The sequence below is a fragment of the Pseudomonas sp. TMB3-21 genome, assembly GCF_054898145.1.
Genome location: NZ_CM142718.1, coordinates 4,763,248 through 4,778,426, shown reverse-complemented (window position 1 = coordinate 4,778,426; position 15,179 = coordinate 4,763,248). Strand labels below are relative to the sequence as shown.

Annotated in this window: 16 protein-coding genes; 7 read left to right on the top strand and 9 right to left on the bottom strand. The window is 58.7% G+C overall.

Going from position 1 to position 15,179, the window contains the following annotated elements; genetic code table 11:
- Nucleotides 1-9 precede the first annotated feature (9 nt).
- The 3 genes from ACYZTS_RS21660 to ACYZTS_RS21650 all read left to right on the top strand — a co-directional run bounded on the left by ACYZTS_RS21660 (nucleotide 10) and on the right by ACYZTS_RS21650 (nucleotide 2,839).
- Complete coding sequence (locus ACYZTS_RS21660; RefSeq protein ID WP_461991957.1) at nucleotides 10-1,296, top strand: NAD(P)/FAD-dependent oxidoreductase; 1,287 nt, start codon at nucleotides 10-12, stop codon at nucleotides 1,294-1,296.
- Between the two features lie 387 nt (nucleotides 1,297-1,683).
- Nucleotides 1,684-2,232 (top strand): cupin domain-containing protein, encoded by a 549-nt coding sequence (locus ACYZTS_RS21655; RefSeq protein WP_028623608.1) that lies wholly within the window; start codon nucleotides 1,684-1,686, stop codon nucleotides 2,230-2,232.
- 139 nt (nucleotides 2,233-2,371) lie between these two features.
- Nucleotides 2,372-2,839 (top strand): GNAT family N-acetyltransferase, encoded by a 468-nt coding sequence (locus tag ACYZTS_RS21650; protein WP_461996510.1) that lies wholly within the window; start codon nucleotides 2,372-2,374, stop codon nucleotides 2,837-2,839.
- Between the two features lie 140 nt (nucleotides 2,840-2,979).
- Here the strand turns inward: ACYZTS_RS21650 and ACYZTS_RS21645 are convergent, their stop codons facing one another.
- Both ACYZTS_RS21645 and ACYZTS_RS21640 read right to left on the bottom strand, forming a co-directional pair.
- The gene (locus ACYZTS_RS21645) at nucleotides 2,980-3,198 is read right to left on the bottom strand and encodes a PLD nuclease N-terminal domain-containing protein (RefSeq protein WP_461991954.1); all 219 of its coding nucleotides are present in this window, start codon (nucleotides 3,196-3,198) and stop codon (nucleotides 2,980-2,982) included.
- Nucleotides 3,199-3,474: 276 nt separating this feature from the next.
- Nucleotides 3,475-3,900 (bottom strand): hypothetical protein, encoded by a 426-nt coding sequence (locus tag ACYZTS_RS21640; RefSeq protein ID WP_461991953.1) that lies wholly within the window; start codon nucleotides 3,898-3,900, stop codon nucleotides 3,475-3,477.
- Nucleotides 3,901-4,169: 269 nt separating this feature from the next.
- Between ACYZTS_RS21640 and ACYZTS_RS21635 the strand changes: the two genes are divergently transcribed.
- Nucleotides 4,170-4,841: an ATPase gene (locus tag ACYZTS_RS21635; RefSeq protein WP_461991951.1), complete on the top strand. Its 672-nt coding sequence runs from the start codon at nucleotides 4,170-4,172 to the stop codon at nucleotides 4,839-4,841.
- Nucleotides 4,842-5,011: 170 nt separating this feature from the next.
- Here ACYZTS_RS21635 and ACYZTS_RS21630 read toward each other — a convergent pair whose 3' ends face one another.
- Nucleotides 5,012-5,863: a CAP domain-containing protein gene (locus ACYZTS_RS21630; protein WP_028623613.1), complete on the bottom strand. Its 852-nt coding sequence runs from the start codon at nucleotides 5,861-5,863 to the stop codon at nucleotides 5,012-5,014.
- 145 nt (nucleotides 5,864-6,008) lie between these two features.
- Between ACYZTS_RS21630 and ACYZTS_RS21625 the strand changes: the two genes are divergently transcribed.
- On the top strand, nucleotides 6,009-6,629 hold the full coding sequence (locus ACYZTS_RS21625; RefSeq protein ID WP_461991949.1) for a cell wall hydrolase: 621 nt from the start codon (nucleotides 6,009-6,011) through the stop codon (nucleotides 6,627-6,629).
- Between the two features lie 99 nt (nucleotides 6,630-6,728).
- Here the strand turns inward: ACYZTS_RS21625 and ACYZTS_RS21620 are convergent, their stop codons facing one another.
- Both ACYZTS_RS21620 and ACYZTS_RS21615 read right to left on the bottom strand, forming a co-directional pair.
- Nucleotides 6,729-7,427, bottom strand: a complete 699-nt coding sequence (locus tag ACYZTS_RS21620; protein WP_461991947.1) for a dienelactone hydrolase family protein — start codon at nucleotides 7,425-7,427, stop codon at nucleotides 6,729-6,731.
- A 54-nt stretch (nucleotides 7,428-7,481) separates the two neighbouring features.
- On the bottom strand, nucleotides 7,482-7,997 hold the full coding sequence (locus ACYZTS_RS21615) for an HvfX family Cu-binding RiPP maturation protein (RefSeq protein WP_461996508.1): 516 nt from the start codon (nucleotides 7,995-7,997) through the stop codon (nucleotides 7,482-7,484).
- Nucleotides 7,998-8,414: 417 nt separating this feature from the next.
- Between ACYZTS_RS21615 and ACYZTS_RS21610 the strand changes: the two genes are divergently transcribed.
- Entirely contained in the window at nucleotides 8,415-9,917 is a 1,503-nt protein-coding gene (locus ACYZTS_RS21610) for an aldehyde dehydrogenase family protein (RefSeq protein ID WP_461991945.1), read from the top strand.
- A 54-nt stretch (nucleotides 9,918-9,971) separates the two neighbouring features.
- Here ACYZTS_RS21610 and ACYZTS_RS21605 read toward each other — a convergent pair whose 3' ends face one another.
- The 3 genes from ACYZTS_RS21605 to ACYZTS_RS21595 form a co-directional block, all read right to left on the bottom strand.
- Nucleotides 9,972-10,274 carry a hypothetical protein gene (locus ACYZTS_RS21605; protein ID WP_461991943.1) on the bottom strand — a complete coding sequence of 101 codons (303 nt, stop codon included), beginning with the start codon at nucleotides 10,272-10,274 and terminating at the stop codon, nucleotides 9,972-9,974.
- 121 nt (nucleotides 10,275-10,395) lie between these two features.
- Complete coding sequence (locus tag ACYZTS_RS21600; RefSeq protein ID WP_028622142.1) at nucleotides 10,396-10,725, bottom strand: hypothetical protein; 330 nt, start codon at nucleotides 10,723-10,725, stop codon at nucleotides 10,396-10,398.
- 532 nt (nucleotides 10,726-11,257) lie between these two features.
- Nucleotides 11,258-13,207, bottom strand: coding sequence for a DNA topoisomerase III (locus ACYZTS_RS21595; RefSeq protein WP_461991941.1), 1,950 nt, complete (start codon nucleotides 13,205-13,207; stop codon nucleotides 11,258-11,260).
- 292 nt (nucleotides 13,208-13,499) lie between these two features.
- Between ACYZTS_RS21595 and ACYZTS_RS21590 the strand changes: the two genes are divergently transcribed.
- Nucleotides 13,500-13,868, top strand: coding sequence for a DUF427 domain-containing protein (locus ACYZTS_RS21590; RefSeq protein ID WP_028622140.1), 369 nt, complete (start codon nucleotides 13,500-13,502; stop codon nucleotides 13,866-13,868).
- An 83-nt stretch (nucleotides 13,869-13,951) separates the two neighbouring features.
- Here ACYZTS_RS21590 and lldD read toward each other — a convergent pair whose 3' ends face one another.
- Entirely contained in the window at nucleotides 13,952-15,094 is a 1,143-nt protein-coding gene (gene lldD, locus ACYZTS_RS21585) for an FMN-dependent L-lactate dehydrogenase LldD (protein ID WP_028622139.1), read from the bottom strand.
- Between the last annotated feature and the right edge of the window lie 85 nt (nucleotides 15,095-15,179).

Sequence of the window (15,179 nt, the reverse complement as noted above, 5' to 3'; positions counted from 1 at the left end):
GAGAAACCTATGAAAACAACAACACATGTAAACAGCTACTACGCCGCCACCCGCAACTTCACCGGTGACTTTCCGGTGCTTGAGCAAGCCGTGGATTGCGACGTCTGTGTGATCGGCGCCGGCTACACCGGATTGTCCTCGGCGCTGTTCCTTGCCGAAGCCGGGTACAGCGTGACCGTGCTCGAAGCCGCCAAAGTCGGTTTCGGTGCCAGCGGTCGCAACGGTGGGCAACTGGTCAACTCGTACAGCCGCGACGTTGATGTCATTGAAGACCGCTACGGTGACAAGACCGCTGAAGTGCTGGGCAGCATGATTTTTGAAGGCGCTGACATCATCCGTCAGCGCATCCAGCACTACGACATCCAGTGCGATTACAAGCCCGGCGGCATCTTCGCCGCGCTGAATAAAAAGCAGCTCAAAGGCCTGGCCGAGCAGAAAAAAAGCTGGGAACGCTACGGCAATAAGAACCTGAAGATGCTCGACGCTGCAGACATCAAACGTGAAGTCGGTTGCGACCATTACGTCGGAGGCCTGCTCGATTTGCAGGGCGGCCATGTCCACCCGCTGAACCTGGCCCTCGGTGAAGCCTCGGCGATCATTGGCCTGGGTGGCAAGATCTACGAACAATCGGCGGCGGTGGAAATCACCTACGGCGAACCGATCACCGTGCGTACCGCCAAAGGCGTCGTGCGCGCCAAGTATCTGCTGATTGCCGGCAACGCCTATCTGCCGCAGGGCCTGGACAATCGCGTGACCAGCAAAAGCATGCCGTGCGGCTCGCAAATCGTCGTCACCGAACCGTTGTCCGAGCACGTCGCGCGCAGCCTGATCACAAACAATTATTGCGTGGAAGACTGCAATTACTTGCTGGATTACTACCGCCTCACAGCAGACAACCGCCTGCTGTACGGCGGCGGCGTGGTCTACGGCGCGCGCGAGCCGGATGACATCGAACAGCTGATCAAGCCGAAAATCCTCAAGACCTTCCCGCAACTCAAGGACGTGAAGATCGACTACCGCTGGACCGGCAACTTCCTGCTGACCATGTCGCGCATGCCGCAATTCGGTCGTATCGAGAAAAACGCTTATTACATGCAAGGCTACAGCGGTCACGGCGTCACGTGTTCGCACCTGGCCGGGAAGCTGATCAGCGAGATGATCCGTGGCGACGCCGAACGCTTCGACGCTTTCGCCTCGCTCCCGCACATGCCGATGCTCGGCGGCCGCACCTTCCAGGCCCCGCTCACCGCTCTGGGCGCCGCGTACTACGCGCTGCGTGATAGGTTTGGTATCTAAGTCAGCCACAACTGGCGCCGACTCAATATCTGTGGGAGCAAGCCTGCTCGCGAAGACGGCGGCACTGCCAACATCAATGCTGCCAAAACCACCGCTTTCGCGAGCAGGCTCACTCCTACAGTCCGCCAACGGTGTACACAGAATTGGCAGTTGGCCCGGACCAAACTGTAGGAGTGAGCCTGCTCGCGAAGAGGCCATCACTGCAGACACAAGCCCAATCATGCACCGCACAATGGCCATCAACCTCACCGCCTTCAGCAACACCTGCAAACGTGATTTAATACCCGCCTTTCACCTCTCCGGGACAGGGGAAGCGGTATTTTCGCGGTCAAAAGTCGCCCGCCATCCATCCCCATAACCCTTGAGTATTTTTCGCATAAGGCTGTCATGGACACGGGCTCACGACTCAAACTGGTACGCGAAAGCTACAAACTCTCCCAGCGCGAGCTGGCCCGGCGCAGTGGCGTGACCAACGCCACCATTTCCCTGATCGAACAGAACCGCGTCAGCCCCTCCGTCAGCTCCCTGAAAAAGCTGCTCGAAGGCATCCCCATGTCCCTCGCGGATTTCTTCACCTTCGACCAACCGCCTCGTGAACATCAATACGTCTTCCGCGCCAATGAACAGCCCGACCTGGGCCGCCATGGCCTGCGTCTGCTGCTGATCGGCGCGTCCGTGCCGAGCCGGCAGATGCGACTCTTGCGCGAGCAATACGCACCCGGGGCGAGTTCGGGAGAAGAGCCGATTGTGCATTCCGAAGGCGAGGAGTGCGGGCTCGTGACGCGCGGCACGGTTGAGCTGACGGTGGATGGGCAGATCAGCGTATTGAATGCCGGCGATGGCTATTACTTCCCGACGACGCTGCCGCACCGGTTTCGCAATATCGGCCAGGATGAAGCGGAAATCATCAGCGCCAACACCCCGGCAAACTTCTGATCCTGAAACGAGCGCCGCCCTGTAGCAGCTGCCGAAGGCTGCGTCCGCGGCTATCACCCATCCCGGATGGATGCAGGGTCTAAAGGATTAATACCCAGTAAATGGACTTCATTTCATGACTATTCGCTATAGCGACGCCATGCTCGAAATCAAAAGGGCCGCCCAAGGTGACGCGCAGGTTGCGTTTGACATTCGCCTTCAAGCAATACGTCATCAATGTATCGGGGCCTACACCTCGGACCAGATGATGGCGTGGACCAAAGGCTCAGCAAGTGATGGTTATGACGTGCTGATGAAGAAGCACTTTTACCTCGGTTGTATCGACGGCCAACCGGTGGCGACAGGCATGCTGGATCTCGACAACCGCGAAATCGGTGCGATCTTTGTCCTTCCGGATTTTATGCAGCGTGGGATCGGTCTGAGAATGCTCAGCCATCTTGAACGCGTTGCGCGGGATTTGGGGCTCAAGGAGGTCATTCTCGACGCTACGTTAAATGCAGCGGATTTTTACCGACGCTGCGGATATGTAGGTGAGGCATCTGCCATCTATCATTCGCCAACCGGTCTTCAACTGGCGTGTATACCAATGGCGAAAAGTATTGCCTGAATTCCCCCCGGCCACCGGATGACTTGACCCATAAAAGTTTGATCATTAGTTGTATCTGCGCTGAAAACAACGAAGCCCCAACTTTCGTCGGGGCTTCGTTTTTTGCGTTTGTCGCAGTTGTTAACTGCCGCGTGCCTGAGTTACTGCTTGGCCTGCGGCGAATGCGGATTCGGGTTTTTGTGCTTCGGTCCCGCGACTGCCCAGGCGATCAATCCGAGCAACGGAACGAACACGATCACGACAATCCACACCAGTTTGTCGCTGGATTTGCCTTCGGCTTTGCGGACTTTATTGATAGCCCATAGCTCGACCAGTACAAGAATTGCCGCCAGTACGATCCAGATGGTTTCGATTTGCATTGGTCACCTCCTAAGGTCTTGTCATTAGGTGGTTTTCTGGGGGCAGGGTTCCATCTTTTATTGGGGCGCTCTCGGATAAAAGATCGCAGCCTCGTTGCACTCGACAGCTCCTACGAATTCGCGGGTGGCTGCTGAAATGCGGTACTTCACACATCCGTAGGAGCCGGCTTGCTGGCGATAGCGATAGCGGCGATGCATAGGAAGCCGCCATTGCTGGCAAGTCAGTTGCGCGTTCAATCGGGGGTAACGGCATATGGATTCAACGGAGCACACCGCTTAATTCGGCTTCCAGTGACCGCCGCCCGACTCGCAATCAATTTTCGCCTGGCTCAGGTTGTCGGCGCCGTAGTAATAGGTCGTGACCTTGGCATTGTCCGGGACGTTAGGCCGCTCGCTGTTTTTGTCTTTACTGGTGGAATGGGGATTGGCCAATGATTCCTGGGTCAGTGTGGCGACACAGGTGGCCTGGTAACGTTCTGCGCATTGAGCGACTTTTTTCTTGGTGCTGGTGATCATTTCCTTGCTTTCATTGCTGCACGACCAGTCGATGGCGTTCACCGGCATGCCTTCGTACTCATAACAGCTGTGGGATTCGACGACCGGCACGGACGGGCTTTGGGAGCGGGTCTGCACGTCACAGGCTTCGGCGAAGACCAAGGTAGGGCTGAGGCTGGCGATCAGAAGCAGGACTCTACTGTTCATCGGGGTTTCCTCTCCAATGGCGCGTCCCTAGAGCTTAGTTCAGCGCTGATAGAGTTTCGAAACTTCGACAGGGCGTACGGTTCAATACGTTTTCGGCTAACACGCGTGGCAGTGTCGGACGCAGCCTTCGGCAGCTGCTACAAAAATTCCGCTGGTCAGAACAATCATTGGTTTAATCGATATCGAACATCAAAAAAGGCAAGTTCTGTTTTTCTGTCATGAGAGGAGGATAGCGTCATACCTGTTTCGCCTCTGAAGGAATCTGCGCGATGAGAATGTCTACCTGGCTGGCCCTTGTCGCCGTAATGACCGGCAGCTTCACGGCCATCGTGCCGGCCTACGCTGCCGAACCTTCCTGCCATTTCCTGCCGGTGGCCAACAGCGCCGCCCATTTGCAGCACGCACAAACGGTTGGCGTGTTGTACAGCGAAAACACCATCGACACGCTGGCGTACCTTGAGCAGTACCACTCGGTGGCGCTCAACGGTGCGAAGAATCCCGAGCTGGATTCTCGGATCAGCGGGGCGTTCGTCAACAGTTCCGATCCTCAGCGGGCAATCAATTGGTTGATGACTTCGTTGCAGAAAGAGTTTGCGGCGGTGACGGTCTACGACAACCTCGACGCGCTGATGCATGCTCGTCCGGATGTGGTGGTGATGCTCGACACGTACAGCCGTCTGGTGTCCAAACGCAACAATCAGGTTGAAGCGCGGTTCATGGCGAAGTTTTATGATTCGAACCTGCAATACATCGGCAAAGCTGAAGGCTCGCGGATGCAGCAGATGCCCTCGGTGTGGGTGAAAGGCAAAGCGGCACCGGAGATTGCGGCGCAGATCGAGCAGCAAACTGCGTTGCAAGTGAATGCGCTGAAGCAGTTCGACACATCACTGAAAGCACTTGTAACTTCCGGCACCATCGCCCAGCTTGCGGTGCAGCAATAAGCCCACTTGCCCTTGAAGGAGGTTGCTCGCTAATGTGGGCTTGCAACAGGCGAGAATGTTGGCGGACTCGGCTCCTTCGCGAGTAAGCCCGCTCCCACACGGAGTTATATGTGGCGAGGGGGCTTGCCCCCCGTTGGGCTGCGAAGCGGCCCCCTCCATTCATTCAGGCATCATGGCGTGCCGAACATCGCGGTCCAGTAAATCCCCGAATCACTCTTCGGATCGACCGCATACGCCGCGCCCAACTCCTGAAACTGCGGGTTCATCAGGTTGGCGCAATGACCAGGGCTGGCGATCCAGCCGTCCACCACTCTGCGCACGGTGTCTTGCCCGGCGGCAATGTTCTCGCCGACCTGCTGACCGACGTAACCGCCCAATTCCGCCCGGTCGCCGGGTGTGCGGCCGTCGCGATCCTTATGATCAAAATAATTATTGTTGGCCATGGACCGAGAGTGGCTTTCGGCTGCCGCCCCCAACACTGCGTTCCACGTCAGCGGCGCGGCAGCGGCGAGGTTCTGGCTGCCGCACTGGCGTGCGCGACTGCGCGCAGTATTGACTTCGGCCAGCAGCTTTTGACCTTCCGCCTGCCAGTCGCCCAACCGCGCACTCAACAGTGGGCGCGCCAGCACGATTCGCCATTCGCGCCCCTCGCGGCTGACGCCAATGTCAACAAACTGCGGGTCGAGCACCACCTGGCAGAAGCTCTCGCGAATGGCCGTCATCGCCGACTGCGCGTCCCGCGGCCCCGACAGACTGATCGCCTGCACATTGACCATCGGATAACCCGCGCTGGCCATAGCCTGCTGCAGGTTGCCAACACCTGTGGCCGAAAGCGCCAGACGTGGGTCGCCGGCCAGGGGTGGCAGCTCGGACGAGACCTCACCGGCACATTTCTGCACTTCGCTGCGGTAAGTGTTGATTGAGTCGATCAGCTGTTTCTCGTCGACCGCCCATGCATTCATGACGAACGACAGACCCAAGGACAACGCAGCAAAACGCCTGACGGATGATGTGAAACCCATGAAATATCTCCCTTGAACGGACGGTGCCCATGATGCGTGAAGTTGCGCCTGTTGAGGCAATGCATTTACGCAAAATGTTGCACGACAGTGGCTATCATTTCACTACTACACTCAACCGACCCCGGCCAACCGAGTTAATCCAACTATGCGTCAAAACTGGATAGCCACCTTCCTCGCAATCACCCTTCTTGTTGGCCCGGCAGCTGCCGCCGAACAGGAACAAAAGCAACAAGCGGCCGAAAACAAGGCTGAAGTCCTCGAGCAGAAAGCCGCCGATAACAATCGTTCGGCGCCCGCACCCAAAGCCGAAGCCATTACCCAATCCGAAGTTCAGGCGGTAGACCCCGAAGGCGTCGCGCCGCTCGATGACGCCATCACCTGCCTGGCGCGCTCGATCTACTGGGAAGCCAAAGGCAAGGATTCCGCCGATATGGAAGCCGTGGCCAACGTCGTCATGAATCGACTCGGCCACAAGGGTTTTCCGGACACGGTGTGCGGTGTGGTCAAGCAGGGTTCAGAAGCGAAGAACTGCCAGTTCTCATGGTGGTGCGACGGTCGCGCAGATTCGGTTCAGGAAGAAGTGCCCTACGCGCTCGCCAAAGAAATCGCCCGCAAGGCGCTGAACAAGCAGCTCGTGGACCGCACCAAAGGGGCGCTGTATTTCCACGACCGTACGGTGCGTCCGGATTGGTCGAAGACGTACATCAAAACCGCAGACATCGGTTTGTTCCGTTTCTACAAACCGCGTCAAGCCACGGCGAAGTAGCCCGTACTGTCTGACGCGAAACCTGTGAGCACGGCTTGCCGGCGAAGGACTTGAAGGGCGCCTTGACGGTCAAGCCGTGCTCCGTTCAACAATGCGTACTTACAGTTCCATGCCCAGGAAAATCAATGTATTGCCATGGGCTTCGGCCGAAGCACGCTGGTTGTAGCTGTCGCGGTGCGAGCAGTTGAAGCCGTGCTGAGCCTCCGGGTACACAACGATTTCCACGTTCTCGTTGTTTTCGAAGCGCTCGGCGATTTTCTCCACGGCTTCCAGTGGAATGTGGCTGTCTTCTTCACCAAAATGCATCAGCAGCGGCACTTCAATTTGATCGGCGCGTTCCAGTTGGTCCTGGATACCGCCACCGTAATAAGCGATCGCCACATCCACCAGGCCATTGGCGGCGGTGTGGTACGAGAGCAGGCCGCCGAAGCAGTAACCGATCGAGGCAATGCCGCCATCCAGACCCGGATGGGCTTTCAAGGCATTGATGGCCAGTTCGATATCGACTTGGGCTTTGGCGATGTCGGTGGCGTTCATCAGTTCGACGGCGCGTTTCCAGCCCGGCTCGTCGTAGGTGAGCTCGATGCGGTGGCCGCTGCGCCAGAACAGGTCCGGAACGATCACCACGTAACCGTCGGCCGCGTATTGTTCGGCGACCGAGCGAATGTGTTCGTTGACGCCGAAAATTTCCTGGATCAGGACGATGCCCGGGCCTTTGCCGGTGTGCGGGATAGCCAGATAAGCGCCGAATTTACCGTCGGCGCTGTCGATGTCGATCCATTGGGTGGTCACGCTCATGGTGGCTCCTGTCTGCACAAGTGAAGTAAAAGTGAAGGCTGTCACGTTAACATTTCAGCGATTGTTGCGGTGCCAGAAGAATCGCGACAGCAGCGCATCGAGACTGAGCTTGCCGGCACCGGAAAAGACCAGCGGCAGCAGGGCGACGAGGTAGATCAGCGGCAGTTTGAAGTTGCCGTGCCCTTTGTTGCTGATCGCATAGCCTTGGGCAAGCTCACTGAATGTAGACCAATCGGCGGGCCAGTGAACGGCAGCCGTCGCCACAATGGTCACCACAATCAGGATGAGCGCGCTGATGCGCGTGCCCAGTCCAGCCAGCAGCGCGAGGGCGCAGATCAGTTCAGCCCACATCGACAGTTCCCAGTTCCAGGTGGCCGGCACATGGTTGAAGGGAAACGGAAAGCGCTCCTGAATGTCGGCGAACCAGTTTTCGCCGTTAAATTTCTCCAGACCAGACTCGAAAAATTCCCAGGCGAGGAACACCCGCAGCGTCAGCGGCGTGATCCAGTGGCCGGCACGGTCGAGGTTCAGGTGCAGGCCTTTCACGGCCGATAAAAATGAGGTGGTCATGGGCTTGATCTCCGGTAGTCGGGGAGGGGGCCGCAGCGTGCCCCGCGCAGGTGAGTGATGCGCTCTGATCGGCAGGGCCAATCGACCGGCACAGTTCATCAACCGGGTGTATCTGTGATGTGTCGTAGCAGGGGGCTTTTATGCGGTGATGTGTCTGAGGCGGGGTCATATACAGGCTGATACAAGACTCAAGTTGTAACCGTGTAGCCGCTGGCGCAGCCTGCGTCCGACTGCAAAGCAGTCGTAACACTGGCGTTCTGACACACCGCGACCGCTGATGAAACGACTGCTGCGCAGCCGGACGCAGGCTGCGCCAGCTGCTACACGGGCCGAGTGTTTTCCGGCGGGCGGGCAGATGACGCTCAGGAAAATTTGCTATACATTTTCCGGCCGTCCCTTGCATGGTGAAACCGCTTCATGTCTCTCGCGCTCGAACGTCTAGTCGCTGGCACGCCGATTCCTTTCGCCGGTAACCGTGTCACAGTGGTCAGCCCCGAACTGGCAGCGCGTTTTCAGCCCGGGGACCATTTGCTGGTGGAGCAGGTCAGCGGTGAACTGCTGCTGATCCCGGTGGCGGATCAGCAAGCGGCTGTGGTGGCAATCGAGCAGGCAGAAACAGCATTCAGCTTGATGTCCGCGGTTTCCGATGGAGCCATCAGCGATTTTTTCGACCAGTTCGCCCGGCGTCTCGAAGACCCGCAGTGCTGGGCGTTGATCGCGACCGCTAATTGCGCCGATATCGAGAGAGCGAAAACCCGCGGGCGATCGACCACGCGGCTGCTCGCCGACGAGCGCATGCGTCGCGACATGATCGCCGGCCTGCGGGCCTGGCGTGACGCGTCGGCGTCGCGCGGCAAAGTGATCAGCAGCGTCGAACATGACGGCTGGACCGTCGAACAAGTCGTCGCGCCGCTGGGCATTGTCGCTTTCGTATTCGAAGGTCGGCCCAATGTGTTCGCAGACGCTGCCGGTGTCTTGCGCACCGGCAACACCGCGGTACTGCGAATCGGCAGTGATGCGTTGGGCACCGCTCAAGCGATCGTGGCCCACGCCTTGAATCCGGCGATGAATGAAGCCGGCTTGCCGGCCGGGGCGGTGTCGCTGGTGGAAAGCGTCAATCATGCAGCCGGTTGGGCGATGTTTGCCGATCGACGTCTTTCACTGGCGGTGGCTCGCGGTTCGGGTCGCGCGGTCAGTCAGCTGGGCAGCATCGCGCAACAGGCTGGCACGGCCGTCAGCCTGCACGGTACCGGTGGCGCGTGGTTACTGGCAGATCAGGACGCAGATGCCGGGCGTTTTGCCGCCGTGGTCCGCAACTCGCTGGACCGCAAAGTCTGCAACACCCTCAACGTCTGCCTGATCCACCGCGACCGCGTCGCCGACCTGGTCCCATTGTTTCTCGAGGCGCTGCAACAGGCCGGCGTCGCACGAGGGCAGGGCTGTAAATTGCACATCGTCGAAGGCAGCGAAACGTATTTGCCGAGTGCTTGGCAAACCGCCAGCGTCGAAGTCTATCGCGCCGAAGGGTACCGCACCGAGCCATTGGCCGAACCGTTGCCGGAAGGGCAACTCGGTAAAGAGTGGGAATGGGAAGAGACGCCGGAAGTCAGCCTGCACATTATCGACGACCTCGACAGCGGCATTGCTTTGTTCAACCGCTACAGCCCGCAGTTCACTGTGTCGCTGATCAGTGAAAACGCGGCGACTCAGGATCGCTTTTACAACGCAGTCAACGCGCCGTTCGTTGGCGATGGCGTTACCCGCTGGGTCGACGGCCAGTACGCCCTGAACAAGCCGGAACTGGGACTTTCAAACTGGGAGAGCGGACGCCTGTTTGCCCGCAGTGCGATTCTTTCCGGCGATGGCGTGTTCACCATTCGCAGTCGGATGCGGCAGACCGATCTGTCGGTGAAACGCTAACATTCGCTAGACGAGCCTCGAACGAGACATCGAAAACGCGGCTTCATCGCCGCGTCAGTCTTCCACTGACTCGCACACTCCGTTGGATGCTTTGCCCTTAGATGAAACCGCGACCGAGTCGTCTTCGGCAATCACGATTGTAAGCGTCACATCCGCCCCCTTGGCCTCGAAGCGGCGCTCATTGATGGCTTTGGTTTCGGCTTCCTGGGTACCGATCATTACAGCCCCATCCTGATCGGCCTGCACCAACAGTTTTCCGGGACACTCAACTATGAATGACGGCACTCCCGGCAGACTGTTGGCCTGAGCTGTATTTGCAGTAACCAATAACGCCATGATTGTCAGAACGGACTTCATCTCACATCTCCAAAGGCTCACTGCTGGATACCGTTAACAATAGCTGTATTTGCTGCGCAGACGACAAACAAATAAGGCCCCGCTCGATCACTCGGGCGGGGCCTTTCAGTTAGCGGGTGTATCAGTAGAAACGGTCAATCACCCGCGTTTCATTCTGATTCTGCATCGAGGACCAGGCCTGTTTCAGCGTCTGCAGAACATTACCGATAAAGTCTTTATCCGCAGCGGCTTTCTTGCCGACATAACCTTGGCCGCGACGGTACATCTTCAGTCGGGCCAGCAGGTTCTGGTTGTTCTGGTCGAACTCGGCTTCGTGGGCGTGCGGCGACAGGCAGTCGATGTGCACCTGACCCGATTTGCTGATCCACAGAATGTGGCTGTCGTGGCTGTCTTTTTGCGCAGCGAACAGACGAGCCAGTTCATCGATAGTCGGTTGATTATTCAGATTCATCATGTAAACCCCTTGACCATTTGGTGATCTTTCAAAGTTGATTCGCTAATACAGGTAGCCCATCGGTTAGTTGATCCCTGGCACCGAAACCAGGACGTCAGCGGTCGACCGTCGAAATGACGGGGACGCGCATCTGCTGCATGTAGTCGTGTTGAATAACTGCTACGCAATAGCGTCACAACGAGGAGAAGCGGCGAAAACCTTTTGGCCACTGCCGACGTTTTGAGGGTCGGTCACAAGCTTCATGAGGATTGATCGCCAGCGTTTCTCGTCCTTGTACTGGACGTTCAGGCCAGGTCAGCTTCTTCAATCTGCCTTGTGGGCAGCGTGTATCCGGAATAACAGCTCGGCGGTCAGACGAGCTTGCTCAAACATGTTGCCTGTCTCCCGATCGGGGTGACGTCTGCATCATGCAAGGGCAAATCGGAGGCGTCAACGGTTTTGTAGTGATTATTTTCAAGCACTACATATTGTCCGACAAAGACGTTTTGGAATTAAAACCGGGTGGTTTCTGCGGAGCTTTTTTGCGGAATCAAGCTCTGCTGGCGGGTTTCGCGCTGCGTTTGGCAGCGGTTGCAGGCTTGCGCTTGGTGGGTTTTCGTTTGTTTTTCCAGGGTGTCGCACCCCGTCCGGACGGGCTTGCCGGGCCGCTGATGGTCAGGCTCAGGCCGGCACACCGCGCCACTTGCTTGCTCATCCACGCCGCTTGCTTGGTGACGAATTCCTCCAGGCTCATCTCGCCGCTTTGCACCATGTCCAGGGCTTGTTCCCAGATGGCTGTGGTGCCCGGGTCGGCGATGGCGCGCGGCACCGCGTCGATCAGGCTGAAGGCAGCCGGCGTCGCCGCCAGCGCCTTGCCGTTCTTGATCAGATAACCGCGATCGAGCAGGCCTTGAATGATCGACGCGCGGGTCGCTTCGGTGCCGATGCCGGTGGTGTCCTTGAGTTTTTGCTTGAGCAGCGGATCCTCCACCAGTTTGGCGACATTTTTCATCGCCTTGATCAGATCGCCCTCGGTGAACGGCTTGGGTGGCTGGGTCCAGAGATCCTTCAGCTTGACGTCGGCCACTGCGCAGTCACGGCCCTCGGCCAATGCCGGCAGCGTTTGCGGTGCCGGTGCTTCGCGGCCTTTGGCCGGCGCCAGTGCCTCGGGCAAGGCGCGCTTCCAGCCCGCTTCGACAATCTGCTTGCCGACGGCGCGCAAGGATTCCCCGGCGCAGTCGAAGTCGGCCTGAGTGCGATCGTATTCGTGGTTGGGCAGAAACTGCGCCAGGTAGCGAGCGCGGATCAGGGTGTAGACCGCGCGCTGCTTGCCCACCAACCGGTCGAGATTTTTCGCTGCCGCCGTGGGGATGATGCCGTGGTGAGCGCTGACCTTGGCGTCGTTCCAGGCGCGCGAACGGCGTTGCGGTTGCAGGTGGTCCTGCAAGGCATTCAGTGCCGGATCGGCCTGGCGCAATGCCGCGAGAATGCCTGGTGCTTCAGCGTGCTGACTGACCGGCAGGTAACCGCAGTCGCTGCGCGGGTAGGTGATGACTTTATGGGTTTCGTAAAGCGCCTGAGCGATGTCGAGGGTTTCCTGAGCGCCGAGCCCGAGTTTCTTGGAACACACTTCCTGCAACGTGCCCAGATCGAACGGCAATGGCGCGACTTCACGCATGCGCTCGGTGCGCAGTTTGATCACCCGGGCGGTCGTCGCGCCGATCATCGCCGCCGCGGCCTGTTGCGCCAGCGGCTGATTCAGGCAGCGATCCTGATCGTCGCACGCGTCAGAGGGCGCGCGCCATTGCGCGGTGAATGCCGTGCCGTCGTGCAGCAATTGCACGTCGATGGCCCAGTAAGCGACCGGTACAAAATCGGTGATGGCGCGATCGCGATCCACGACCAGACGCAGGGTCGGCGTTTGCACCCGGCCCACCGGCAACACGCCCTGGTAACCGGACTGTCTTCCAAGCAACGTGAACAACCGGCTCATGTTCATGCCGATCAGCCAATCCGCCCGTGAACGCCCGAGTGCCGAGTGATACAGGCTGAACGTCTCGGCGCCGGGTTTCAGCGAAGCCAGGGCCTTGCGGATCGATGCATCATCGAGCGCCGATAACCACAAGCGTTGAATCGGCCCGCGATAAAGACAATGCTCGACCAGTTCCCGGGCGATCATCTCGCCCTCACGGTCGGCATCGGTGGCGATCACCAATTCATCGGCTTCACCGAGCAGGCGCTTGACCGCTTTGTATTGGCTGGCGGTGCGCGGTTTGACGGTCATCTTCCACTTGTCCGGGATGATCGGCAGATCCGCCAGCACCCAGCGCTTGTAACGCGCGTCATAGGCATCCGGCGGGGCGGTTTCCAGCAAATGGCCGATGCACCAGGTGACCGTGACATCTGTTCCCAGCCAGCAGCCGTCGCCGCGTCGCTTGGCGCCAAGCACCGCGGCAATGTCTTTGGCCTGGGAAGGTTTTTCACAGAGGTACAACCGCATAACCACCATCGTTCATCAAGTGCCGGGAAGTGCACAGAATGGCGGCTGAGGAGCGATCGGGCAATCTTTATCTGTATGGATGTACAGCAAAGCTGTTGCGCCAGTTTGCCGCAGACGAAATGCGCTCCGTTTGGCTGTGAGGCGGTCGTGACTGAAAAATTTGCGTTATACCTGATCTACCGTGGTCTCATTTTTTGCGGCCGCTGCATGACCCATCGCGGGCAAGCCGGATTGCCGGATTGCCGCATCGCACGCTCCCACAGGTTTATCGTCGTATCGAGGAACGCATGTCATGAAAAGCACCGGTCCCAGTCCTGTCATCACCATTGCCGAGCAGCCAGGTTGTCTGTTGGTGAAATTCCACGGTATTCAGGTAGCAGCGTCCACCCGCGCGCTGGTGCTGCTGGAGGCCAATTACCCGCCGGTGTATTACGTGCCGCGTGAGGACATCGCCGAAGAGTTTTTCGCCCGTACCGACCACACCAGCTATTGCCCGTACAAAGGCGACGCGAGCTATTTCAGCCTGCAGGTTCCGGGGCATGAGGGCGCCAATGCGGTGTGGACTTATGAAACGCCCAAAGTGTCGGTCGAGCAGATCAAGAATTACGTGGCGTTTTATCCCGATCAGGTGACATTCGAGGTTCTCAAAGACGTCGAGTGATCAGTGGGTCAGCGTGAGTTTTCAATGTCTGCACCAGCCCAACGCCGTGCCTGTGCGCGGCGTTTTTTTGCAGGGGTGTTTGCTCATCGGGTGGCGTTTACCAGCGTCGATTCGTCAATCTGAGCGATCGAAGTGACCCCGGTCAGTGTCATCGCCACGCGCATTTCCTTGGCGAAAATATCCAGCAGGTTTTCCACGCCGCGTTGACCATCGGCCGCCAGTGCATAGGCCATGGAACGTCCGAGCAGGACGCCTTTCGCGCCCAGCGCGAGCATGCGCACGACGTCGAGACCCGAGCGAATGCCCGAATCGACCAGCACGGTCAGATCATTGCCCACCGCTTGCATGATCGGCGGCAATGCCTTGGTGGTCGACAGCACGCCGTCCAGCTGCCGCCCACCATGATTCGACACCACAATTCCGTCTGCGCCGAAGCTGACCGCGTCTTTGGCATCCTGCGGGTCGAGGATGCCTTTGATGATCATCGGGCCTTGCCAGAAATCGCGAATCCACTCCAGATCGCTCCAGCTGATCGAGGGATCGAAGTTGTTGGCCAGCCAGCCCATGTAGTCTTCGAGGGTGACGGCTTTGCCGAGGTACTTCGATATGTTGCCGAGGTCGTGCGGGCGTCCCATCAGGCCGACGTCGAAGGCCCACTGAGGTTTGGTGAGGGCCTGCAGCAGGCGCCGCGACGAGGCGAAGCGCCCGGACATTCCCGAGTGCGCATCGCGATATCGAGCGCCGGGGGTTGGCATGTCGACGGTAAACACGAGGTTCTTGACCCCGGCGGCTTTTGCCCGTTCGAGGGCGTTTTTCATGAAGCCGCGATCTTTCAGTACGTACAACTGGAACCAGATGTTTTGCTCGGTTTGCGCCACCACTTCTTCGATCGAGCAAACTGACACCGTGGACAGGCACAACGGGATGCCTTTTTTCTCGGCCGCTCTGACCGCCTGCACTTCGCCACGGCGGGCGAACATGCCGGTCAGGCCGACCGGCGCGAGGATGACGGGCATGGACAGTGGCTGGTTGAAGAGGGTGGTTTCAAGGCTCAGGGTTTCGACGTTTTTGAGGATCCGCTGGCGCAGGCTGATGCCGGTGAGGTCGGCGCTGTTGGCCCTCAGCGTGTGTTCGGCATAGGCGCCGCCGTCGATGTAGTCGAAGAGGAATCGCGGAAGTTTGCGGCGTGCTGCCTCGCGGTAGTCGGATGCGGATGAGATGATCATAGTGCCTCGTTCGGTGAGTGGCGGGGCGGTTGCATCGGGTCAGAGTAGCGAAAATGGCTGGGGTTTGCGGTAATTGTCTTGGCCT